Here is a 23,028-nt window from a genome sequence, read left to right as displayed (position 1 = left end):
ACGAGAGGACCCGATGGAACCCACCTGGCGAAAGAAGTATGACACGGCGCAGCCCGAACGGTTAGAGAAAATGCGGTATGTTGAACTCGCCTATCGCCAGGGTGAACGCCAACACTGGCACGCACACGAACAGGGGCAACTGATATTTACCCTGAAGGGGGTGGTGCGCGTCCTTACCGAGCGCCATATCTGGACGCTGGCTCCCAGGCGCGCGCTCTGGCTGCCGGGGGGCATGCCCCATGAACTGCACGCCATCAACGACGTCACTACGCACAATATCTATCTGTTTCCGCCGCTGACGCGTGATTTCTGGTATGACGACGTTGCCCTGCAGGTCACGCCGCTGCTGTATGAACTGATTAAATCCTGGCATCAGGCCCAGCAGGCGGCGGAGCTCAATCGCGTAGAGATGAGCACCACCCTGCTGCTGGATGAGCTGCGCCGCTGCCCGCGCGCCACCGTCTGCATGGTGCCGCTGCCTAGGGATCGGCGGGTGCTCAGCGTGTGCGATACCCTGCTGGGGGAACCGGAAAACAACGACACGCTGGAAAACTGGGGCAACCGCGTCGGCGCCAGCGCCCGCACCCTGGCCCGGCTGTTCCGCGACGAAACCGGTATGGGCTTTTCCCAATGGCGCCAGCAGCTGCGCCTGGCGGAAGCCGTGACTCATCTGGCCCAGGGCCGGCCGATTAACCTGCTGGCCAATTCGCTGGGTTATCAGAGCCCCAGCGCGTTTATCGCCATGTTCAAAAAGACCCTGGGAGAAACTCCCCGGCGTTATTTGTCCTGTTGAAACATCCACCGGCCTTAACCAGGGGCCCAGCCGTTAGCATTGCGCCGGCGGCCCCTGGGCGTGAGGCTTAATCGTTTAAGAGATATCGCCCTTATCCGTTGCCCTTTTTACATATATTCTTTTAATTTCGATAATTCAAATAACCATGAAATCTACAAGTGATTAATGCCTTTCAGTAACACTCAGATACGTTATGAATAAAAATAACATGGGAATTACCGGCGAATTTTACCAAAGGTAAAAGAGCTAAGGTTTTTTACTCCACCTGCTAATAATTCACCCAAGAAGCGGATAAAATCGCGGCTTTTACTATACTGATAAAGTCCAGATCATTCTGGAAATAATATATTCTTGAGGAAAGATTTATTTGCCCAATTCAGATAATGAGATTGAGCTTACCAGACTATTCTTAAGAGATATTTTTATAAAGCTGAGCTAATTTAAATTATTCGACATTGACCAGCGATATTAACCTCGGCATCGCCTTACGATAATACGCACCATACCCTAAATAATTCGAGGTGCAGGGAGGCGACGACGCAGCGACCCCGAAGGGGCGAGGCTCATGGATGAGCCGAGTATTGCCAACGAACCTGCAACTTAAAGTATGACGGGTATATGTCAAGTCTCAGTTGCCAGAGAGGGGATTCATTATCAATAAATCAGCCTATCAAGCCGGAGTCCAAGACGCCGCGGCCCACGCCGCGCCGGCCCATGCCGTTTCAGCCCGGCCCGTCCATAGGGAGCCGAAGCCGGTTCATATCGACGGATTGCCGAAATCCGATGAATTAAGCCCGGCGGATCGCTACGGAGCACTGTTTGAGGCGGTGCAACTGTCACGCATTTTCCCGGACAGCAAGACGTTCGTTGACTGTGCGCCTAAAATCGACCCCGAGGAAATACTGGCGCGCTATCAACAGCGCTCTTCCGGTCCCGATTTCAGCCTCGCCGATTTTATCAATGAGTATTTTGCCCCGCCGCAAGCTCCGGTCAGTCATTATATTGCCGACCCGAAACAAAATATTCTCGAGCATATCGACGGCTTATGGGAAGTGTTAATCCGCCGGCCGGAAGACCACCCGGCCCAATCTTCGCTACTGCCGCTGCCGGAACCTTATGTGGTGCCGGGAGGACGTTTCGGCGAAATGTATTATTGGGACTCCTATTTTACCATGCTCGGTCTGTGCGCCAGCGGACGGGCGGATTTGCTGCGCAATATGGCGAATAATTTCGCGTACCTCATCGATCATTACGGCCATATTCCCAACGGAAACCGTACCTATTATCTCAGTCGATCCCAGCCGCCGGTATTCGCCTTGATGGTGGAGCTGTTCGAAAAAGAGGAATTACACTTCGCCGAACATTATCTGCCGCAGCTGCTGAAGGAGTATCACTATTGGATGGGGGAAGCCGATGCGCTTACCCCCGGAGAAGCCAAACGGCACGTGGTGAAATTGCCCGACGGCGCCGTGCTGAACCGCTACTGGGACGATCGCGATACGCCGCGGGACGAATCCTATCTCGAAGATGTGGAAACCGCGCGCAAATCTTCGCGTCCGGCCAATGAAATCTACCGGGAGCTGCGCGCCGGCGCCGCCTCCGGCTGGGACTACTCATCACGCTGGTTCGGCAATGCCGATGATATCAGCAGCATTCGCACGACGTCGATTCTGCCCATCGACCTCAATGCCTTTATGTTCAAGCTTGAAACGACCATCGCCGATCTGGCGAAAAACACCGGCGACCCGGCCACGGCGCGGCTGTTCAGCGACCGGGCATCGCGCCGGCGCGATGCCGTCGACAGGCTGCTATGGGATAGCGAAAGCGGGACCTATCGCGATTACGACTGGGTTTTATCACGGCCTTGCGCCCTTTGCGCCGCCTGTGCCGTCCCCTTATTCGCCGGTATGGCCAGCCCGCGGCAGGCCAAGGCGGTGGCCAAGGCGCTAGCGGATCGGCTGCTGTTCGCCGGCGGCATCATGACCACCCTGTCGGCAAACGGCCAGCAGTGGGACAAACCCAACGGCTGGGCGCCGTTGCAATGGATGGCCATTCAAGGGCTGCGCCGATATGGCGAAAACCTCCTGGCGGACCAAATAGCCACCCGCTGGCTCAACACCGTAGGCGATCATTACCGGCAGCACTGCAAGCTGGTGGAAAAATACGATATTTCCGGCGCGGCGGGCTCGCGGGGCGGCGGCGGCGGTGAATATCCGCTCCAGGACGGCTTCGGCTGGACCAACGGCGTCGTACGCATGCTATTGACGCTTTTTGGAGATCATGAAACCAACCAGGCGCGGGCAAACGCCGCCCCATCCAATCAACGCGGGAGATTACTATGAGTCTTCAAGAATCGAGCCTTCAAGAACCGAAGCTTCAAGGGAAAGTCGCCCTGGTGACCGGCAGCGCCCAGGGCATCGGTAAAGCCATCGCCGTGCGGCTGGCGCAAGAAGGCGCCGATATCATTATTGTCGACCGCGCCGACGATAATCGCGCTGAAGAGGTTCTGTCCGAAATCAAGGCATTGGGCCGCCGGGTGATTATCGACGCGGGAAATATCGCCGACGTGGCGGACAATAAACGCATCATCAGCGATAGCGTCGCGCAAATGGGACGGATCGATATTCTGGTGAACAATGCGGGCATAGAGCGCAGGGCGCCGTTTTTGGACATCACCGAAGAGGATTACAACGCGGTGCTCAACGTCGATCTCAAGGGAACCTTTTTTATTACCCAGGCGATGGTACAGCACCTGCGGGACACCAATCGTCCGGGGAGAATCATCAATATCAGCTCCGTGCATGAGGAACTGCCGTTTCCCCACTTCAGCACCTACTGCGCCAGCAAAGGGGGACTCAAAATGCTGATGCGCAACCTGGCCATTGAATTGGCGCCCCACGGCATTACGGTAAACAATATCGCTCCCGGCGCCGTTGAAACCCCTATCAATACCAAGCTGCTCAACAGCCCCGAACTGCTCGCCGCGCTTATCGGCAATATCCCGCTGGGTCGTCTCGGCAAACCGGCAGATGTGGCCGGTATGGTGGCCTACCTTGCCGGGCCCGATTCCGCCTATGTCACCGGCGCGACCATGGTAATCGACGGCGGACTGCTGTGGAACTATTCGGAGCAATGATAAAAAATCATTTGTAGGGATAAATGAGGCCAAAAACAACAATCCCGCGGCGTTAGACGCCACGGGATTGAGAATATAGTGAAATTATTTGTATCAGTTTGACACGTTTTTACTCAGCGGTATTAACGTGATTTGCGTTACCCTGACTTACCGGATAAGTATGGGCATAGTCCTGGTAGTCACTCTGTGCGGCCATAGAAACTGCCGGTGCGACCATAGCTGCGATGAGTGCAAGTGCTGCGATTGTCTTTTTCATGATGTAAGTCCTGTGTTAATCGTTATGAGTGTGAAAGCTCTTCGCTTTCGATGAAGTAATATTAACGCTCATTAATAAAATAGTCCAGAAAATATTTTTGTTTAATACATTCAAAATAACTGAATGATAAGATCCGAGGTACTTTTCCCCAGCAATATCAATAAAAAAGCTAAAAGGAGACGAGAGAGCGACGGTAAAAATGAGGCAACATTAGGATTATTCTTGGCTCGGGAAATGAGTCCGTTACGGGCGGCCGTGGGGATAATGTATGAGGTCGTGGAAACGCACGGTATAACCGCTTTCGTTGCGGTAAGCATGCGGGCAATCCGCCACGAAGCGCAGTGCCTCACCGGCTATCAGCGTGCGGGTCACTCCGTCTACCGTCAGCGTCAGCTCGCCCTCAATCACGATCACATGCTCGATAACGCCCGCTTCATGCGGCGTAGATTCACTGTGTCCGCCCGGTTTTAGATCGATAACAAACATATCCATGCGAAGCGTGGCGTCGTAAGGAAACAGCGGCACGACGCGCATCCCGGACGTCTCGCTATTGAACGTGGTCAATACACCGTAGCGATGCAGCGCCGCGGATTGTGCGGGTGGCGTTTCAAGAAATTCCGAGAAAGAAACATTCAGGCCGCTGGCGATTTTCCACAGTGTCGCTACCGTCGGGCTGGATTCGCCGCGCTCAATTTGCCCCAGCATCGCTTTGCTGACACCGGTTTTTTCCGCCGTCTGGCTGAGGCTCCAGCCGCGTTCGCTGCGCACGGCCTTTAACTGGCTGCCAATGTGGCGGGTGATTTCCTGCATCCTGGCTCCTTTGACGATCGCGATTGTGCGCTATAACGCACGGTGCTATATTTGGCGCATCCTCTGTGCGCTATAACGCACTACAGCATACCGCTAGCGTCCGCTAACCAGAAGGATTTTCACGCATGTCACCGCGTTTCAATTTTCAGGATTTGACATTTTCGGCGTTGATCGCCGGATTTGTCGCCGTTTTAGTCGGTTATACCAGCTCTGCGGCGATCATCTTTCAAGCGGCTCAAGCGGCTGGTGCCAGCATGGCGCAGATTGGCGGCTGGCTGAGTATGCTTGGCCTGGGGATGGGCGTCACCAGCATCGGCTTATCGCTGTATTACCGCGCACCGGTGGTCACGGCATGGTCAACGCCCGGCGCGGCGCTACTGGTTACCAGCCTTCCCGGCACGTCGATCAACGAAGCCATTGGCGTCTTTGTGTTTGCCACCGGGCTGATTCTGCTGTGCGGAGTCACCGGCTTATTCGCCAAACTAATGCATTACATACCGCAGGCACTTTCGGCAGCCATGCTGGGCGGGATTTTGCTGCGTTTCGGGTTGGACGCCTTTACCTCACTGCAAAGTAATTTCGCGCTGGCGGGTTCGATGTGCCTGGTGTATCTGCTGGCGAAACGCGTCCTGCCTCGCTATGCGATTGTTCTCGCGCTGGCCGCCGGGCTGATTGTGGCCGGACTGCAGGGAGGTATCGCACCGCACGGCCAGACGCTAACGTTCGCCATTCCGGCGTTTGAGATGCCGCATTTCACTCTGTCCTCGATTCTTGGTATCGGTATTCCTTTCTTCGTGGTAACGATGGCATCGCAAAATGCGCCGGGTATCGCCGTGCTGAAAGCGCACGGCTATCAGTTGCCGGTTTCTCCCTTGATCACATGGACGGCGCTGACGGCGCTGATTCTTGCCCCGTTCGGCGGATTTACCGTCTGCATCGCTGCCATTACCGCCGCAATTTGTATGGGGGAGGACGTTCATCCCGATCCGCAAAAACGCTATATAGCTGCCGTCGCAGCCGGCGCTTTTTATCTGATTGCCGGTGTGTTTGGCGGTTCTATCGGCATGGTCCTTACCGCGCTGCCTGCCGCGCTGATCCATACCATCGCCGGGCTGGCGTTGCTCGGCACGATTGCCGGGAGTTTGTATCGTGCGCTGGAAAATGAGCGCCAGCGCGACTCGGCGATCATCACGTTTCTGATCACGGCTTCCGGTGTCACATTGTTGGGCGTAGGTTCGGCGTTTTGGGGGCTAATCGGCGGCGGCGTCACACATCTCATCCTCAGCCGGCAGGCGTGGAACAGGACATGACTCCCGGGCGGTGAAAGCTATATCAAAGGAGAACCCGACCGACAAAAAAAAACAGCGCGTCATGATAACGTGCTGTTTTCTTTTATCTTACCGGCCATGCCCGGGAAACAATCGGCATGGCCTTGGAGAAAATTGGTCGGTGAGAGAGGATTTGAACCTCCGACCCATACGTCCCGAACGTATTGCGCTACCAGGCTGCGCCACTCACCGAATGCGGGCGCATCTTACTGCGGCCGCCTTTTTGCGTCAATCCCTTTTTTATCAATCAACGACAACTGTCTACAAAGCATTCAGTCAGCTGACCAAGGCTAAGCTCGGCTGAAATCTCATCAACAAGACTGAGTCCTTATAGCGCCGATTCATGCTGGGGTTTCTGGCACCAGTTATTTTGCGCCTTGATACCGCCGTCAGGGGATGTGTAGCCCAGACAACCGAGGATCGTGTCGAAAAGCTCCACATGGCGATGGGTGATGCCGATGCGCTGCTGCGCCTGTAACCGTTCAAACCCATCGCGATGGGCGGGATCCGCCAAGAACGAGTCTGAGGCCCACACCATCATCGGCACGCGGAATTGCTCCGGCGGAGCCATATCCCGCGGCGTACCGTGAAAATGATAGTTTTCATCAATGGATTCGCCGTGATCGGAGGCATAAAATACCAGGGCTTTCTTGCCCCGCACCTGGTCGATAACCTTATCGATAAAGCTGTCGGTATATAGCACGCTATTATCATAGGCATTAACCAGCTGCGCTTTACTGCAGGCCTGATCTACGCCGATGCACTCCGGCTGATAACGGGCATAGCTGCGGGGGTAGCGTTGTGAGTAGAGGTAATGGGAGCCTTTGGTGTGCAAAATGATCAGATGCTTGCCCTTGGGATACCGGTTCATTGACTCCCGCATCTCGTTCACCAGCAGCATATCATCCACATTTTTGCCGTCATTGCGTTTTTCCGCGCCAATCATTTCGCGGAAAGAGAAGTTATTGGCATCGGTATTATTATAAAACCAAACCTCGCTTTGCATGGCGAACAGCTCGGAAGTAAACCCCAGTGAATGCAAAACGGCAAAAATATTTTGTTCTTTCAGGGTACGCTGCTGATTTTCCGACGTCCCCCCCTCCCGAACAAACATGCAGCGCAGCGAGAGTTTAGTGGAGGTATCACAGGAAAGGCCGCGAAAGGCCACCAGGTTTTTTTCATTGGACAGCATGGGGGTCGTGTCCCGGGTGTAACCGAGTATGCCCATATGATCCCAGCGGGTGGTTTCACCAATGATGAATACCACGTAGGTGTCATCGATACCGGCCGGGGGGATATAGGTAAAGTGTTTGGCGGGATCGAAAAGCGAGGCGTTATCCTGGCGCTCGTCCAGCTGGGTATAAGTGAACAGCCCCAGCGCCGCCATCCAGTTGATGGGCAGGTAGGAGTGCGCAATCACTCCGCCGTAGCTGGGCAAATCGGTGTTGGTCAATTTTTCATGCAGATTCTGCAAATTTTCCTGGTAGCGGACCGGTAGCCAGATCAAGGCAAAAACCACCAGCAGGCCCGCCAAGGCTTTGATACGTTGTCCCGGCATTTTCAGCTGTTGGATAAGCGTACCGCTAACGGCGTTTTTCCAGATAATAAACAGCGGGATGGCGCTGACCGACACCATCCAGATGATAAAGTGGAAGCCAACCATTTCTTTGGATAAATCAATGTCGGTGGTCATTACCGACGCGATAATGCCATAACCGATGACCACATTGAAATAAGTCATGTAATAACTGGCGGCAACCGAGATCAGCAGCAATAATGAAGCCACGGTCCGGTAAAAATAGCGGCCGCCCAATGAGATAAGCCGCATAAGGAAAAAGGTGGACAGTACCGCGGCGGTGATCTCCGTTAAGGCCACCAGCATGTTGGCAGGGGTAGCGCTTGGGTGCAGCAAATCAAAACGGCGTATGAAAACCGACAGATTAAGAAAAAACCCAATATAAACAGCAAGAAATATCGAGAATTTATGCTGTGAAAAAAGTTTTGCAAAAGTCATCAATGAAAAAGTCCTGGCACTTTTGTGATAATTTTTTTAGTCGCTGTTATTACAGTGTTTTTTGCAGGACATGCAACGATTAAGGTCTAACCAGCGCTAACAAAATCTTAAAAAAAAACAACAATAGATACTTTTTGACACGCATAACATTAAAAAGTTTTATGCACAGCTTAGCCAGGCCAGTATTAAACATATAAAAAAATAACCGCCCGAGGCGTGCAGCCCGGAGCGGTTTTTTTTGTCTGTCGCCGGCGGCCTCGTCTTGCGCCTGTCCGGTCTTATGCAAAACTAGTTAATGACGTTGAGCTTAACATCAATGTTATTGCGAGTCGCGTTGGAATAGGGACAGACCACATGGGCCTTCTTGACCAGCTCTTCCGCCACGTTACGATCCATGCCCGCCAAATGGATATCCAATTGGGCTTCAATGGCAAAGCCGGTGGGAACGGGACCAATGCCCACGGTGCCTTCGATATACGCATCCGCCGGTAATTTAACTTTTTCCTGGGAGGCAACATGCTTGAGCGCGCCAAGGAAACAGGCCGAGTAGCCGGCGGCAAATAATTGTTCAGGGTTGGTGAAAGCCCCGCCGGGTCCGCCCATTTCTTTGGGTATGCCTAATTTCACATCCAGTACGCCGTCGGATGAGGTTGCCCGTCCGTCACGTCCGCCGGTAGCCTTGGCTTTGGCACGATAAAGAACTTTTTCAATAGACATCGTTTTTTCCTCTTACGTTATGGGATGTTATCTCCGCTTGCCGGAGCGTATTCATTCACGATTAAATCGCTTGCAATATAAATGGACCACATCAATTAATTATAGCCGATCCGTTCTGATCATAATGCGTTCCGCTAAAGGGTCGCCTTGGGCGGTTTTACCATTGCGCCAGCTGGGCGCGCAAGGATTCAAGCTGTTTTTTCAAGCCGGTTAATTTTTCTTCGCTACAGGCGGTGGCGCACAGCACATCGTCCGGAACCGATTTGGCAACATCTTTCAATGCCCGGCCCTGATCGGTCAAACGGATGATCACCTGGCGCTCATCCTCGGCGGAACGGGACCGCAGCAATAAACCGGCAGCTTCCAGACGCTTAAGCAGCGGGGTGAGGGTGGCGGAATCCAAAAACAGTTGCTCGCCGATTTCCGATACCATGATTTCATCCCGTTCCCATAACACCAGCATGACCAGGTATTGAGGATAGGTGAGATTCAGCTTCGCCAGTAATTTGCGATACACCTTATTCAGCGCCAGGTTGGCGGAGTACAGGGCAAAGCAGAACTGTTGGTCTAGCGACATTGACATAGCCATCGGTGTGTTGCCGTTAAGTGGTGACTTCATGGTTTTATTTTATATAGCACACTATAGAATAGCAAATTATTTTTTTAATTTTCCCTCGATGCCCGCTAACCGGGCTTTCCCCAGGGCCGGATAATGATGTCAATACTCCATAATTTTGCTACATATTATAAACGACATAGAGTCTTGCCGCGCCAAGCTGTTAATATTGCCCGACAAGCAACTCATTATTTCTTTAACGTAAGCGTGTAAACATGGAAGCCTGGAAGGTCAATATTATCTCCGTCTGGTTAGGTTGCTTCTTTACCGGACTGGCCATGAGCCAAATACTCCCGTTTTTACCGCTGTATGTTGAACAGTTGGGCGTGCATTCCCATGAGGCCCTCAGTATCTGGTCGGGTCTGGTCTTCAGCGCCACGTTTCTTATCTCCTCGGTAGTATCCCCTCTCTGGGGCAGCCTGGCGGATCGTAAAGGACGTAAACTGATGCTGCTGCGGGCATCATTGGGTATGGCGGTGGTCATCGCGTTACAAGGGTTCGCCCAGAATGTCTACCAGCTCTTCCTGCTGCGCGCCCTGATGGGGCTAACCTCCGGCTATATTCCCAATGCCATGGCGCTGGTGGCCTCACAGGTGCCGCGCGATAAAAGCGGCTGGGCGCTGGGTACTCTTTCCACCGGGCAGGTGGCCGGCGTTATCGTCGGCCCGCTGCTGGGGGGATTTATGGCGGACCATCTGGGGCTGCGGACGGTGTTTCTGGTTACCGCGCTGCTGATGTTTGTCAGCTTCCTGATTACGCTGTTTTTGATTAAAGAAAAAGTTGTCACGGTCACCAAGGCGAATATGCTCAAAGGGCGAGCGGTTTTCGAAACCCTGCCCTATCCCACCCTGATTTTCAGCCTGTTCATCACCACGATGATGATCCAGCTGACCAACAGCTCCATCAGCCCTATCCTGACTCTGTTTATCAAGGATCTTGCCGGCAACAACGGCAACCTGGCCTTTATCAGCGGCGCCATCGCCGCCGTGCCCGGGGTGTCGGCGCTTATTGCCGCCCCGCGACTGGGCCAGTTGGGGGATCGCATCGGCACCGGCCGTATCCTGATGACCGCCATGATTGGCAGCATTCTGCTGTTTTGCATTATGGCGTTTGTGCAGACTCCCCTGCAGTTGGGGATATTGCGCTTTCTGCTGGGTTTCGCCGACGGTGCCCTTATGCCCGCCGTCCAGACCCTGCTGGTCAAATATTCCAGCGAACGGGTGACAGGAAGGATTTTTGGTTATAATCAATCCTTTATGTATATGGGCAACGTGGTGGGCCCCCTCATTGGCTCCAGCGTATCGGCGGTACTGGGGTTTCGCTGGGTTTTTGTCTTCACCGCGCTAATGGTCTTTATCAACACCATGCAGCTTTGGTCGGGCTTGCATAAAGTCAGCCCGCCGGACAAATCATAACTAACACACTGCCCTCAGCCGGACCAAACGGACAACAGCCTTTCCCGGCCAAACTCACAGGAAACGGCCGTATCAATCAACCAGGCACAAGGGAGGCAAGACTTACCGCGGGCAGATCAAATCCAAGGGTAGCGGCCGCCCATCTGTACCACCATGATTCCGGCGCAAATCGCTACAAAAAACAGAAATACTATCAAAATCCTGGTCATCGCCATTCTCCTGTGACTCACCACGTTTATCTTCCGGCCCCGGCCATTGCGTTAGCCGATGCCGACCCCGCTGCTTATTTTTTGACCGCTCAGCTCATTAACTATAGCCGCTTCTGATTTTTTTGAGAAAGGCGGCCTCTTTTATCTGTCAGGCCGTCAATATTGAAAGACCGATACCCGCGGCAGCGTATCGGTCCGGACGTAAAGAGCGGTTCACACTCTTTGCTTATTTAAAAATACGAAAGCGCTCTTCGTCGGAGATGAACGTTTTCTCTCCCGCCGGCTGCTCGATGGAGCCAAACGGCATTTGCGCCCGCAGCTTCCAGCTGTCCGGCAAATGCCAGGTGCTTTTCACCTCGTCGTCTATCAGCGGATTATAATGCTGAACAGTGGCGCCGATATGCTCCTGGGCCAAGGTCGACCAAACGGCGAACTGAGCAATACCGGTAGAATGTTCCGACCAAATGGGAAAGTTGTCGGCATACGCAGCGAACTGTTTTTGCAGCGTATCGATGACCTGGGTATCTTCAAAAAACAGCACCGTACCCTTGCCCGCGGCAAAGGAGGCGAGTTTGGTTTCAGTAGTGGAGAAAGCCTCGGCGGGAACGATTTTTCGCAAGGTCTCTTTAATGATATTCCATAATTTTTCATGCTGGGCGCCAAAAAGCACCACCACGCGCGAGCTTTGAGAATTAAAGGACGAGGGACTGTGTTTCACCGCTTGTTTGATCAGCGAAGTGATTTGGTCCTCCGACAGGCTGACATTTTTGCCGATGGCATAGATTGAACGTCGAGCCGTAATCGCGTCTAAAAAAGCGTTGCTCATGAGATGACTCCCGTTAAAAACGAATTAGAGAACAATGATATCCGTACCTTACAATTCGTCAGATAGCTTATTCCTTGGGGTAGGGTCTGTAAATCTCTCGCGACATTCTAATGATTAACTATGCTGATAAAACATGTTTTCAGAGGAATTCCAGATGACGATAGAAACCCTGGACCTGAACGAGGCGGTGGGCGGGGTGCCCAACAGTCCGCTGCCGCTGGTCATTTACCGCAATATCATTCCGGTTGAAACAAAAGATCCGGCGTCATGGCTTGAACAGTGTTTCACCGCACATCAATGGCCGCCCCAATGGCGTTATATTATCTACCCCTTTACCCATTTCCACGCCGAGACCCATGAGCTGCTGGGAGTGTATGCCGGACAGGCCCAGGTTCAGTTCGGCGGGGAAACCGGGCCGGTATTGCCATTGACCGTAGGGGATGTGGTGCTTATTCCGGCCGGGGTCGGCCATAAGGCCGTCAAATCCGAGGAAGGTTTTATGGTGGTGGGGGCTTATCCGCCCGGAATGAGCGCCGACTTATGCCGCGATGATCCCGCCAAACTGGCGGCGGTCCGTCAGCGTATCGCCAAGGTCCCCCTGCCCGCCACCGACCCGATTACCGGCGATCGGGGAGGCATTACCACTCTGTGGCATAACCCCGAACAAGCCTGAAGCTATACTTAGGCACAGGGTGATGGGAAACTTTCCCGGCTTGCACTTTGTGTGCAAGCGCGCATTAACCCTAAGCGCCAATCTGTTTTTTTGCCCAGCCGGCACGACATGTGAGGCAGCGCCCACTCAATGCCGCCCGGCTTTCAAGCTGGAGGAAAGGCTATGTCCCGTGTACAGGCAGTGGATCATTTAGTGGTCAGCGTGAGTGACTTTGCGGTTTCCAGGAAGTTCTACAGCGGCTTGTTCGATTTCCTGGGTTTTGAAATTATGAACGAAATGCCCGAGGCCATGGGCTGGAGCAACGGCAATACCCGCTTCTGGATATATCAGGCAGACCAGGAGGGCAAGAAGCATCCCTATCGCAAGGGCGATATAGGCTTTCATCATTACGCCTGGTCTCTTAACAGCCGTAAGGATGTGGATGAGCTGCAGGCCTGGCTTGAACGAAGCGGCGCCGAAATCGCCGACCCCGCCGGTGAATATTATGATGATTATTATGCGGTATTCTTCCTAGACCCTGACGGCATGAAGCTGGAAGGCATGCATTACGGCAAATAAAGGCATACTGTTCTATAGATGATTCAGTGAAATCGGCACGGTATCCATTTCGGGGGCCGTGATAAGCGGGTTTGGCGTTGATGTCGGCTGTCGCGTTATGGTGGGTGCCGGGCTGAGGGTGCCGCAAATCTGCGACGGCCCCCTATTATTGCATATCACGAATACGCTTGGAGGGGGCGTGAAGCCTTCCAGGGGCCCGACAAAGCTCGGGAAAGAGTATATACATAGACCAGACACCTTATAGCGCGAATCGGTTGAGATGAGCGCCCGCCTATCCTTGAAACCGGGAAGAACAGGTCTATTGGCAGCCGCAGAGGCTGCCGCGATTCTCGATTCCCCTGCTGAAAGATTCCCGCTTTTGTTTGCCCCGGTCTGTGGTGATAAATAACAGCAAGGGAACACGATATCTAAACATGCTGCGGCTCCGTCCATTATGGCATCTCCTGATAATCTGCTTAAAGAGGATAACGAAGGACACTCTTGTTGGATACAAGCGCTTGTTGGATACAAGCGTTATACCTTTGCATAGATGAAATCATTGACTATTATTTCCTTTTATATTCAAACATTGATACTTGGTCCGGGTACCGATTACGCGAATTAATTGTTCTTCAGTATATGATGTGCTGGATGAACTTCGCTGCCGGGTTTTACCTCTTTCATTGTCTATGTGCTGTAAATGCTTTATATCGCCATCCCACGAATGATTTACCACTATTACCTTGTCCTTGCCTTTGACATTTAGAATACTGTGGTTAAGCAATATGAGATTAATGATATCATCACTTGGGCCATGACAATTATCAAATATTTTGACAATATCGCCGCCTATTTTATTTAAAAGCGTGCTCAATGGCGGATGATTTTTGTGGCTCCCGTCAATGTCTACTATAAATTTTGATGATCTATCGAAACTGTCACCTACCATAAGATTGCTCAATGCCTTTATATGCTTATGAAATTTTTTAACATTGGATTGCTTTTGCATTGAACAAGTTTCAATATAGTATTTTACAATATAATTTGAGCATGCATAGAGAGTGATGCTTTCTCGCACCCAAATTTCTTCGGCATCGGTATTGATAAAATTATCATAAGTTTTATCAGCATTTCCTTGGCACAAGGAAAAGAAATCCCTTAAGCAATGATCTACAAACAGCTGCTTGAATGTTACCGGCAGCGATTCTCCTGTTGCGAACATCAATGCTGATGGATACAAATCAACCAGGTGGTCACAATTCTTTTCGGCCTTGTTCGTATAGGGTTTATCATCGCGGTTAGAGACCTGGCGTAAATTTGGGAGATAATTATTATTCTTGCTGGCTACCGGCGGCATAATCAACGAAAGCCGATTATTATAATTGGCATGATCCAAAAATGTTAGCATACCTCAATCTCCTATTATTATAGATATTAGTAAAATTTAGAATTAATTTTATATTTTCAAAAGCAATGATTAGTTTTTTGTTTCTGATAGTGGCATTTGTTTTTAAGGTATTTATTATCCTTGTAATTTTTAGAGTATTGCAACAGCCTTGGCATTAGGCATATTCAATCATTTTAGGCATTCATCGCTGCCTTTCGCGTTATGAAAAAAGGACGATAAAATTAGCCATGGCTTTTGTTAATGAAATGTTACCAGCCGGAGACATACTAACATCGGAAAATGGGGTTAGCAATAGCTGTCGCCGACCGGGAGATTATATATATAGTTATAAATAAAATTTTTTATGCATATAAAAAATTTATATATTGTTTCGGGCAGCAGCTCTCTGTGCTGTCGCCATCATTTTACTTATATTATCGATTATTCACTAAGCGACAATGTATTCTGCCTTTCCGGCAAGGGCGTTTGGGGTCTTGCTACTTCTCGATTAACGACATGAGTAACTTTTTTTAGCTGTGGCCGTGTAAGTCGTAGGGGCCGATCGACTACCACCTCGTCGGAAAAACGAACAGAATGTTGTCGCGCCCCTTGGTGGCATTGGGATGTGATTTCGGTACAATCGGAATCTGCCGCGGCATCATGCTGGGAAGGCAAGGTGGGTGCGGATAAGGAGGGAGAAGAGGGCGTATAAGTGATATTCACGATCTTGTTAACATTCCCCGGTTTGGCCCTTTGTCCCTCATCCGTAGCCGGATTGTTATCCGACGGACATTTGAAACAAGCGGACAAACGATCCACAACCTCAGTGATTCCCAGCATAATAACTCCTATCAAATTTTCCAGTGAATGCCATGAACATTTTTTTCACTAGGCGAAAAGCGGCTTAAAGAAACGCCGTCGGCTAAGAGTATAGGCCATCCGCGACAGCCGGATAACGCTTTATAATAATGTATTATAAAATTAATTATCAATTGGCATTAAGTATTTATATTTTTAATCGACTAACCCATTGCGAATGACTTTTGTTTTTAAATAATTAAATTATTAGTTTAATAACAATTTGCCACATCATGATCATTTAAATGCATCGGATTTAAGCGCCCGGTCGGTAAGGCCGGGAACGTTTTTTGTTTTGATGATCGGCTAACCGTCAACCGATAGGCCATACTTATGGTATGTCAACGCAACAGAGGATATGACCATGAAAGAGATCGGCGCCAATGGGCAGGTAGACTATGTCGAATTCAATGTCAGCGACATACCCCGCGCTAAAAAATTCTATGGCGAGGTGTTTGACTGGCTCTTTACCGATTACGGCCCAACCTATACCGAATTTTCCGACGGCCGCATTACCGGCGGATTTACCACCACCGAGGCCATAACCACGGCAGGAGGCCCTCTGGTGATTTTCTATGCCAAGAATCTCGTTGAAACCCAGAAAAAGCTGCAGGCCGCGGGAGCTGAGATCGTGAAACCCATCTTCGCCTTTCCGGGCGGAGAGCGGTTGCATTTCAAAGATCCCGAGGGATATATTCTGGGTGTCTGGACCGAAACCTAACCCGGCCGGAAGATTTCGTCCCCGACGGCCGGCACCGTCCGGCCGTCATACCCAGGCCGGATTTTAATCTGTCTGACCGCTACCCCGCCGCCAGACTTGCCCCGGCCTTTTTCATAACCCCCCTACCGGCTTTCCCCTACCGTTCTCATCTCGCCCTGGACGACTTTGCCGAAGCTGTCCCGTATCACCATAATGATGTCCGGTTTTGACCTGTCTATTCCCCAGCCCCTGGGGCACTATGATTCCACAGTCAACCTGAGGAGTCCGAAAATGGCACAGAGCGCGTTATTGATCATCGATGTCCAGACATCTTTTCTGCACCGTCCCTATTGGTCCGAGGCGGATTTGCCCCCGTTTAAACAGGCGCTGACGGCGCTGATAGAGGGCTGCCGTCAACGGGGAGCGTTGTTGGTGGATATTTTCCACGACGACGGCGAATGGCCTTTTGCTCTGGATTCAGGATTAGTGACCCGGCTCCCTTTTTTGACCCATACCGCCGATGTCACAGTCTATAAACACGTGCATAATGCCCTTACCGAGTCCGGATTACATGCCTGGCTGCAGGAGCGGCGGATAAAACATCTCATTATCGCCGGGCTGCGTACCGAGCAGTGCTGTGAGACCACCGCGCGGGTCGCTTCCGATCTGGGGTACCGGGTGACCTTTGTTACCGAGGCGACGCTGACGTTTCCCATGACCCACGCCGGCCAGGCCGTCAGCACCGCCGAGCTGAAATTTCATACCGAAACCGTACTGATAGATCGCTTCGCCGCTATCAGGGATGTATCCGGATGCCTGGCTGAATTAACCGCGGCAGATTGACGCCGGCCACCGAGGGCACACATATGCGCGACGTCTATTTTCTGGTATTGCCGCAAACGATGGCGCTGGATCTGACCGGGCCGGCGGAGGTATTGGCCTTATCCGGCGCCTTCCGCTTGCATTATATCGGCCCACGGGAAGAGGCGATGACGTCGGTGGGCCTGACGGTGGGGCACATCGCCCCTCTCCCGGCGGATTTGCCCGACGACAGCCTGTTGCTGATACCCGGCGTGGCGGATTCCCGGCACCAGTTGGACAGCGCTCCCGCCAGGGAAGCACAGCTTTGGCTGCAGGCAAGCCGGCAGCATGTTCTGTCCCGCCGCTGGTCGCTGGTTTGCGTCTGCTCCGGCGCATTGCTGGCCGGACGGGCCGGACTGTTGGACGGCTATCGCTGCACCACCCACCATGATGTGCTGGAGCGGCTGCGCCAGCAGGCGCCCGCCGCGCTGGTGAAAGACAACCGGATTTATGTGGAGGATCGCGGCATCTTTACCAGCGCCGGCATTACCGCCGGCATTGATTTGGCCCTTTATCTGGTGAGCAAGTATGTCGATGCCCGGCAGGCGATGGCCGTTGCCCGCGAAATGGTGGTTTTTTTCCGCCGCGGCGGGGACGATCCGCAGCTGTCGCCCTGGCTGCGCTATCGCAATCATCTTCATCCGGCGGTGCATCGGGCGCAGGATATTCTGGCCCATGAGCCGGAAGCCGAATGGCAGTTGGAAGATCTGGCCCGGCAGGTGTTTATGAGCAGCCGCCACCTGACCCGCTTATTCCGCGAGCATTTGGGGCTTAGCGTCCGGGAATATCATGAGCAGTTGAAACTCGCGGTGGCGCAGCAGCGATTGCAACAGGGCATGGGAATAGAGAAATCGGCTCTGGCGGCCGGGTTCTCATCCAGCCGCCAGCTGCGGCGGGCGCAATTGCGCTGGAATAGCTGAACAGCCGGCCTCAGCTTACCCAATGGCGTCTGTCGATTTTTCCCAGCCCCACCGCCAGTAATAAACTGCATACCAGGGTAACCGCAAACAGCACCGGAATGTCGAGCATCGGATAGGCTTTGTTATCCCAATTATGGGTGCGGGCAAAGTTAATGAAAAAAGCATGGAAACCATAAATGCCCAGCGAGTAGTGTGAAATCAACCGTAACGGCATGGCCGGCGGATGGGTTAACGCCTGCTTGAACACGATAAACAGGCTGATGGCGGCAATAAACACCAGGGGTCCGCAATAGATATAATAGGTTTCAGCGTACTCTCCGTTTATGATCAATTGCCTTTTCGTACCCAGCGCTATTAAGGCTACCGCCAGCAAAAAAATCCCCCCCATGGCGTAGGGGATGAATTTACCCTGTATGTCCATTACGCCTATAGCGCGCCCGAGCATGGCATATAACACATAATAAAACGCATCGCCGCTGATATAGAAATTGAGGGGTAGAACGGACACTTTGCCTATATTTACCACATTGGTATTGGGATTAGCCAGGACGCCCAACAACAGGACAATCCAGATCAAACCTTTCGCCGATACGGGTTTTATCCGAACAAGGGGCGATAGCAGATAGATGATGATCAAGGCATAAAAAAACCAGAGATGAAAAAATATCGGCTTTTGAAACACATCCTTCAACGCCTCCACGGTATTGATGGAGGTTAAATAATTCATATAAATCAAAGAGATTATACTATAAAATAGTATACAGCATGCTATGCGGCAAAAATGTTTTTTACCGGCTTGCCTCTCGCCAAAAAAAAGAAAACCGGAAATCATGAAAAAAAGCGGAACCGACACCCGCGAAGCGGAATTGAGTACATTAGCCATTAACCAATTATATTCGCCCACCCCCAGGCCATGAGTGACATAAAAAGAGGTGGTATGAATCATTATCACCATAAGACAGGCCGTGGCGCGGAGGTTATCTATCCAGTACAATCTATTGTCGTTGTTCTCGGTTATCATCCTTTTCCCCGCTCGGTACTCATTGACGTAGATCTGGCTATATTAAAAATAGGCTATATAACTCAGCGGCATTAAACAATATCTACCCAATAGAATTCTCGTTGCGGCCAGGCGAGTCTTTAGAACCACGGCCAGAATGTGCTGACAGGCCATCTTGGGGGTTGCTTCTGGCAATATTTGTCTGCAAAATAGCCAGCCAGAAGTGGTTGTACTACTGGGTTGAACTATTTTTCACCCTAAATTCAATTGGTTAGTTTATGCAAAATGCTTTTTCCCCCGCTACCCGCTCCGGACGGCGGGCGTTGCTGTTTCCGTTGTGCCTGGTTTTGTTCGAATTTGCGGTTTATATCGCCAATGACATGATCCAGCCCGGTATGATGGCGGTCATCGAAACCTTTAATGCCGGGCGTGAATGGGTTCCCACTTCAATGACAGCCTATCTGGCCGGCGGCATGGTGCTGCAGTGGTTATTGGGTCCGCTGTCGGATCGCCGCGGGCGCCGTCCGGTCATGCTGGCGGGCGTGCTGTTTTTTATCGCCGCCTGTCTGGGCATCCTGCTGGTGAATACCATTGAACAATTTATCGCGCTGCGTTTTTTGCAGGGGTTTGGCCTGTGTTTCATCGGCGCGGTAGGCTATGCCACGATACAGGAGTCTTACGAGGAGTCGGTGTGCATCAAAATCACCGCCCTAATGGCCAATGTCGCGCTTATCGCGCCGCTGCTGGGCCCGCTGGGCGGATCCCTCATTGTCCGATTCGCCTCCTGGCAGGTAATGTTCATTTTGTTTGCCGCGGTGGCGGCCATTGCCCTGGCGGGGTTGTGGCGCGCAATGCCGGAAACCGCTTCACGCATCGGCGAACCGTTGTCCCCCGCCGGCCTGTGGCAGGACTATAAAAAAGTGCTGACCAACCGCCAATTCATTTATGGCGCCATGGCCATCGGCCTGGCCTGTCTGCCGCTGCTCTCGTGGCTGGCTCAGTCGCCGGTCATTTTGATGGGGGAGGAGGGGCTGACGCCGGTTGAATACGGCATGCTGCAAATGCCGATATTCGGCGCGCTGATTATCGGCAATCTCACCCTGGCCCGTTTAAGCGGCGGGCGTACCGTGGACAGGCTTATCAAGCTCGGCGTCGCGCCTATTATCGGCGGGCTAACGGTTGCCGCCGCGGCAACGCTCTGGTCTCCCCATGCCTATCTTTGGATGACTGCCGGCCTGAGCCTGTATGCATTCGGTATCGGCATCGCCAACGCCGGCCTGTATCGCCTGACGCTGTTCTCCAGCTCCATGAGCAAAGGCACCGTTTCGGCGGCGGTGGGCATGCTGAACATGGTGGTGTATACCTTGGGCATTGAGCTGGCCAAAGTGCTGTATGAACAGGGCGGCAGCGGATTGTTCAATCTGTTTAACCTGCTGAGCGTGCTGGGCTGGTATGCGCTGGTGCGGGTGTTTATCCGCCGCCGCGCCTCGACGCTGACGTCATTGCCCACCGCGGCGCATTAGTATTAGTGATGGCCGGCGAGTGCCGGCCATATTCTCATCTAGAACAGTCCCATCGGCTGCTCGGAGTAGCTCACCAGCAGGCATTTGGTCTGCTGATAATGCTCCAGCATCATCTTATGGGTCTCGCGTCCGATGCCGGATTGCTTATAACCGCCGAAGGCGGCGTGGGCGGGATAGGCGTGGTAGCAATTGGTCCATACCCGGCCGGCCTGGATGCCCCGGCCCATCTTATAGGCAATATTGCCGTCGCGGCTCCATACGCCGGCCCCCAGCCCGTAATCGCTATCATTGGCCAGCGCCAGCGCCTCGTCCATATCCTTGAACGTGGTGACCGACAGCACCGGCCCGAAGATTTCCTCCTGGAACACCCGCATGCTGTTTTTACCGAACAAGATGGTGGGTTCCAGGTAATACCCTTCGGCCAGTTCCCCTTCCATGGCTTTACGCCGTCCGCCGGTCAGGACTTCGGCCCCCTCTTTTTTACCGATGGCGATATAATTCAGGATGGTATCCATTTGTCCCAAGGAGACCTGCGCCCCCATCATGGTACCGCTATCAAGCGGATTGCCGCTGCGGATTGCCTCGACCCGTTTCACCGCCCGCTCCATAAAACGCTCGTAAATGGACTCCTGCACCAGCGCCCTGCTGGGGCAGGTACAGACTTCGCCCTGGTTGAAGGCGAACAGGGCGAAACCTTCCAGGGCTTTATCGAAGAAAGCGTCCTCTTTTGCCATTACGTCGGCAAAAAAGATGTTCGGCGATTTGCCGCCCAGCTCCAAGGTCACCGGGATCACATTCTGCGAGGCATAACTCATGATTTGCTGCCCCACTTCGGTGGAGCCGGTAAACGCCACCTTGGCGATGCGTTTGGAGGTGGCCAGGTATTCGCCGATTTCACCGCCGGCGCCGTTCACCACATTGATGACCCCGGCCGGCAGCAAATCCTGGATCAGCTCCATCATCACCAGGACCGACAAAGGGGTCAGCTTAGCCGGTTTCAATACGATGCAGTTGCCCGCCGCCAGGGCCGGCGCCATTTTCCAACAGGCCATGAGCAACGGGAAATTCCACGGAATAATCTGGGCGACGACGCCCAGGGGCTCATGAAAATGATAAGCCACGGTATCGCCGTCGATTTCGCTGATCCCCCCTTCCTGCGCGCGGATACAGGAAGCGAAATAACGGAAATGATCGATAGCCAGCGGCACATCGGCGCCGCTGGTTTCGCGGATGGGCTTGCCGTTATCCCAGGTTTCAACCGCCGCCAGCAGTTCAACATTCTGCTCCAGGCGATCGGCGATGCGAAAAAGAATGGCGGCGCGGTTCTGTATGGACATGCCGCCCCATTCCGCTTTGGCCTTATGGGCCGCATCCAGGGCCAGATCGATATCGCCGGGACCGGAGCTGGCGATTTCGCACAGCGGCTGGCCGGTTACCGGCGTCAGATTGACAAAATATTCACCGTTCACCGGCGCGACCCATTCGCCGCCGATAAAATTGTTGTAGCGTGGTTTCAGTTCAAGCGGGTAACCATATTCGCCGGGTATCAGCCGGCTTGAGGGGGGATTGTGAGCCATGGTTTCTCCTTTACACTCAATAGCCTGATCGATGCCTTACCGGCCTTGGAGGGCCGTTATCAGCGAACAACTTCGACACGCGGCGATAAGCCGGTCTGTACGCTATCCGTTAACGTTAGCTTCAGGGAAGCGGGGGAGATAGGCGGGAGAAGAAGGAATTTGCACTTTACGATAGGTCTCACATTTCCGTTTATAACATTTCACTCGTATACACATCGGCCGCCGCCGGCGGCGCCGTTCGGGCAAAACTGGTTCTGGCCAATATACGTCCGGCCATTGCTACCAGCGCCGGCCTTTCCACACACCAGTTCGGCATCACCCGGCGAAAATTGATAAATCCCAGCGAACAGGCCACGGCGATATCCGCCAGGGACAGGGTGGAAGTATTAAGCCATTTACCCTCACCAGCCGCGAGTTCCAGCGCATTCAAGCCCCGGCGGATCTTCTCCCGATGATAGAGGATAAAACTTTCGTTTTGCCGGTCCGCCTGCCGCCGGCACTCCCTGACAATGGCCATCGCGGCATCCGTCACGCCATCCGCCAGGGCTTCCAGTTGGCGCACCCGCAGGGCCTGCAGACGGTCCGCCGGCAGCAGCGCCGGTTCAGCGCATAAAAGCTCAAGATATTCCGCGATAATCGGTGAATCGAAGATGGGCTCCCCTTGCCCGGTGATCAGTACCGGTACTTTACCTAAAGGGTTAACGGCAATGACCTGGGGGTCTTCTTCCCAGGGCGATGCGTTTATGAGCTGGAAGGGGAGACTCTTTTCCAGCAGGATTACCGAAATTTTCCGCACAAACGGGCTGGTGTAACTGCCAATGAGTTTCATCTTCGCCTCCGGTTACCGTCATCCTGACTTTAGTATGGCGCAC

21 protein-coding genes and 1 tRNA gene are annotated in these 23,028 nt (G+C 52.9%); 11 read left to right on the top strand and 11 right to left on the bottom strand.

The genetic code is table 11. From position 1 onward, the window contains the following. Window positions 1-13: 13 nt before the first annotated feature. The 3 genes from ACL2XO_RS01700 (at window position 14) to ACL2XO_RS01690 (ending at window position 3,929) form a co-directional block, all read left to right on the top strand. On the top strand, window positions 14-793 hold the full coding sequence (locus ACL2XO_RS01700) for an AraC family transcriptional regulator (protein ID WP_413726207.1): 780 nt from the start codon (window positions 14-16) through the stop codon (window positions 791-793). 632 nt (window positions 794-1,425) lie between these two features. Beyond that, window positions 1,426-3,135: an alpha,alpha-trehalase TreF gene (treF, locus tag ACL2XO_RS01695; protein WP_413742059.1), complete on the top strand. Its 1,710-nt coding sequence runs from the start codon at window positions 1,426-1,428 to the stop codon at window positions 3,133-3,135. After that, window positions 3,132-3,929 carry an SDR family NAD(P)-dependent oxidoreductase gene (locus ACL2XO_RS01690; protein WP_413742058.1) on the top strand — a complete coding sequence of 266 codons (798 nt, stop codon included), beginning with the start codon at window positions 3,132-3,134 and terminating at the stop codon, window positions 3,927-3,929. The genes treF and ACL2XO_RS01690 overlap by 4 nt, the downstream gene beginning before the upstream one ends. Window positions 3,930-4,038: 109 nt before the next feature. On the opposite strand, the gene ACL2XO_RS01685 is transcribed toward ACL2XO_RS01690, so the two are convergent. Together ACL2XO_RS01685 and ACL2XO_RS01680 are read right to left on the bottom strand one after the other, a co-directional pair. Further along, window positions 4,039-4,185 carry a hypothetical protein gene (locus tag ACL2XO_RS01685; protein WP_165934190.1) on the bottom strand — a complete coding sequence of 49 codons (147 nt, stop codon included), beginning with the start codon at window positions 4,183-4,185 and terminating at the stop codon, window positions 4,039-4,041. Between the two features lie 243 nt (window positions 4,186-4,428). Further along, window positions 4,429-4,995: a helix-turn-helix domain-containing protein gene (locus ACL2XO_RS01680; RefSeq protein ID WP_413726204.1), complete on the bottom strand. Its 567-nt coding sequence runs from the start codon at window positions 4,993-4,995 to the stop codon at window positions 4,429-4,431. A 125-nt stretch (window positions 4,996-5,120) separates the two neighbouring features. Between ACL2XO_RS01680 and ACL2XO_RS01675 the strand changes: the two genes are divergently transcribed. Beyond that, the gene (locus ACL2XO_RS01675; protein ID WP_413726203.1) at window positions 5,121-6,305 is read left to right on the top strand and encodes a benzoate/H(+) symporter BenE family transporter; all 1,185 of its coding nucleotides are present in this window, start codon (window positions 5,121-5,123) and stop codon (window positions 6,303-6,305) included. Window positions 6,306-6,438: 133 nt separating this feature from the next. On the opposite strand, the gene ACL2XO_RS01670 is transcribed toward ACL2XO_RS01675, so the two are convergent. The 4 genes from ACL2XO_RS01670 to ACL2XO_RS01655 all read right to left on the bottom strand — a co-directional run bounded on the left by ACL2XO_RS01670 (window position 6,439) and on the right by ACL2XO_RS01655 (window position 9,637). Beyond that, window positions 6,439-6,515 (bottom strand) — tRNA-Pro (locus ACL2XO_RS01670). 136 nt (window positions 6,516-6,651) lie between these two features. Beyond that, the gene (eptB, locus tag ACL2XO_RS01665) at window positions 6,652-8,337 is read right to left on the bottom strand and encodes a kdo(2)-lipid A phosphoethanolamine 7''-transferase (protein ID WP_413742057.1); all 1,686 of its coding nucleotides are present in this window, start codon (window positions 8,335-8,337) and stop codon (window positions 6,652-6,654) included. A gap of 288 nt (window positions 8,338-8,625) precedes the next feature. Then, window positions 8,626-9,054: an organic hydroperoxide resistance protein gene (locus ACL2XO_RS01660; RefSeq protein WP_132924025.1), complete on the bottom strand. Its 429-nt coding sequence runs from the start codon at window positions 9,052-9,054 to the stop codon at window positions 8,626-8,628. 157 nt (window positions 9,055-9,211) lie between these two features. Then, window positions 9,212-9,637, bottom strand: coding sequence for a MarR family winged helix-turn-helix transcriptional regulator (locus ACL2XO_RS01655; RefSeq protein WP_243701599.1), 426 nt, complete (start codon window positions 9,635-9,637; stop codon window positions 9,212-9,214). A 248-nt stretch (window positions 9,638-9,885) separates the two neighbouring features. Here ACL2XO_RS01655 and ACL2XO_RS01650 point away from each other — a divergent pair, with 248 nt between their 5' ends. After that, window positions 9,886-11,085, top strand: coding sequence for a multidrug efflux MFS transporter (locus tag ACL2XO_RS01650; RefSeq protein ID WP_132924027.1), 1,200 nt, complete (start codon window positions 9,886-9,888; stop codon window positions 11,083-11,085). A gap of 435 nt (window positions 11,086-11,520) precedes the next feature. On the opposite strand, the gene ACL2XO_RS01645 is transcribed toward ACL2XO_RS01650, so the two are convergent. Next, window positions 11,521-12,120 carry a nitroreductase family protein gene (locus tag ACL2XO_RS01645; RefSeq protein WP_413742056.1) on the bottom strand — a complete coding sequence of 200 codons (600 nt, stop codon included), beginning with the start codon at window positions 12,118-12,120 and terminating at the stop codon, window positions 11,521-11,523. A 154-nt stretch (window positions 12,121-12,274) separates the two neighbouring features. Between ACL2XO_RS01645 and ACL2XO_RS01640 the strand changes: the two genes are divergently transcribed. Continuing rightward, window positions 12,275-12,793: a cupin gene (locus tag ACL2XO_RS01640; RefSeq protein ID WP_203524294.1), complete on the top strand. Its 519-nt coding sequence runs from the start codon at window positions 12,275-12,277 to the stop codon at window positions 12,791-12,793. A gap of 162 nt (window positions 12,794-12,955) precedes the next feature. Then, on the top strand, window positions 12,956-13,351 hold the full coding sequence (locus ACL2XO_RS01635) for a VOC family protein (protein WP_413742055.1): 396 nt from the start codon (window positions 12,956-12,958) through the stop codon (window positions 13,349-13,351). A gap of 535 nt (window positions 13,352-13,886) precedes the next feature. Here ACL2XO_RS01635 and ACL2XO_RS01630 read toward each other — a convergent pair. After that, the gene (locus ACL2XO_RS01630) at window positions 13,887-14,738 is read right to left on the bottom strand and encodes a hypothetical protein (RefSeq protein ID WP_413742054.1); all 852 of its coding nucleotides are present in this window, start codon (window positions 14,736-14,738) and stop codon (window positions 13,887-13,889) included. Between the two features lie 1,201 nt (window positions 14,739-15,939). On the opposite strand from ACL2XO_RS01630, the gene ACL2XO_RS01625 reads away from it, so the two are divergent. From ACL2XO_RS01625 to ACL2XO_RS01615, 3 genes are all read left to right on the top strand, one after another. Beyond that, complete coding sequence (locus tag ACL2XO_RS01625; protein ID WP_413742053.1) at window positions 15,940-16,296, top strand: VOC family protein; 357 nt, start codon at window positions 15,940-15,942, stop codon at window positions 16,294-16,296. A 270-nt stretch (window positions 16,297-16,566) separates the two neighbouring features. Continuing rightward, complete coding sequence (locus ACL2XO_RS01620) at window positions 16,567-17,118, top strand: cysteine hydrolase family protein (RefSeq protein WP_413742052.1); 552 nt, start codon at window positions 16,567-16,569, stop codon at window positions 17,116-17,118. A 23-nt stretch (window positions 17,119-17,141) separates the two neighbouring features. Then, entirely contained in the window at window positions 17,142-18,056 is a 915-nt protein-coding gene (locus ACL2XO_RS01615) for a GlxA family transcriptional regulator (protein WP_413742051.1), read from the top strand. 10 nt (window positions 18,057-18,066) lie between these two features. Here the strand turns inward: ACL2XO_RS01615 and ACL2XO_RS01610 are convergent, their stop codons facing one another. Beyond that, window positions 18,067-19,077, bottom strand: a complete 1,011-nt coding sequence (locus ACL2XO_RS01610; RefSeq protein ID WP_413742050.1) for an acyltransferase — start codon at window positions 19,075-19,077, stop codon at window positions 18,067-18,069. Between the two features lie 257 nt (window positions 19,078-19,334). On the opposite strand from ACL2XO_RS01610, the gene ACL2XO_RS01605 reads away from it, so the two are divergent. Beyond that, complete coding sequence (locus ACL2XO_RS01605; protein WP_132924036.1) at window positions 19,335-20,579, top strand: MFS transporter; 1,245 nt, start codon at window positions 19,335-19,337, stop codon at window positions 20,577-20,579. A 38-nt stretch (window positions 20,580-20,617) separates the two neighbouring features. Here ACL2XO_RS01605 and ACL2XO_RS01600 read toward each other — a convergent pair whose 3' ends face one another. Together ACL2XO_RS01600 and ACL2XO_RS01595 are read right to left on the bottom strand one after the other, a co-directional pair. Further along, window positions 20,618-22,156 carry an aldehyde dehydrogenase family protein gene (locus tag ACL2XO_RS01600; RefSeq protein WP_132924037.1) on the bottom strand — a complete coding sequence of 513 codons (1,539 nt, stop codon included), beginning with the start codon at window positions 22,154-22,156 and terminating at the stop codon, window positions 20,618-20,620. A 190-nt stretch (window positions 22,157-22,346) separates the two neighbouring features. Next, entirely contained in the window at window positions 22,347-22,985 is a 639-nt protein-coding gene (locus ACL2XO_RS01595; RefSeq protein ID WP_413726196.1) for a glutathione S-transferase, read from the bottom strand. Between the last annotated feature and the right edge of the window lie 43 nt (window positions 22,986-23,028).

The organism is Sodalis sp. RH15 (genome assembly GCF_047324255.1).
GTDB classification, from domain to species: domain Bacteria; phylum Pseudomonadota; class Gammaproteobacteria; order Enterobacterales; family Enterobacteriaceae; genus Acerihabitans; species Acerihabitans ligni.
Note: the sequence above shows the minus strand (reverse complement) of the source record. Positions and strands in the feature narration are given on the sequence as shown.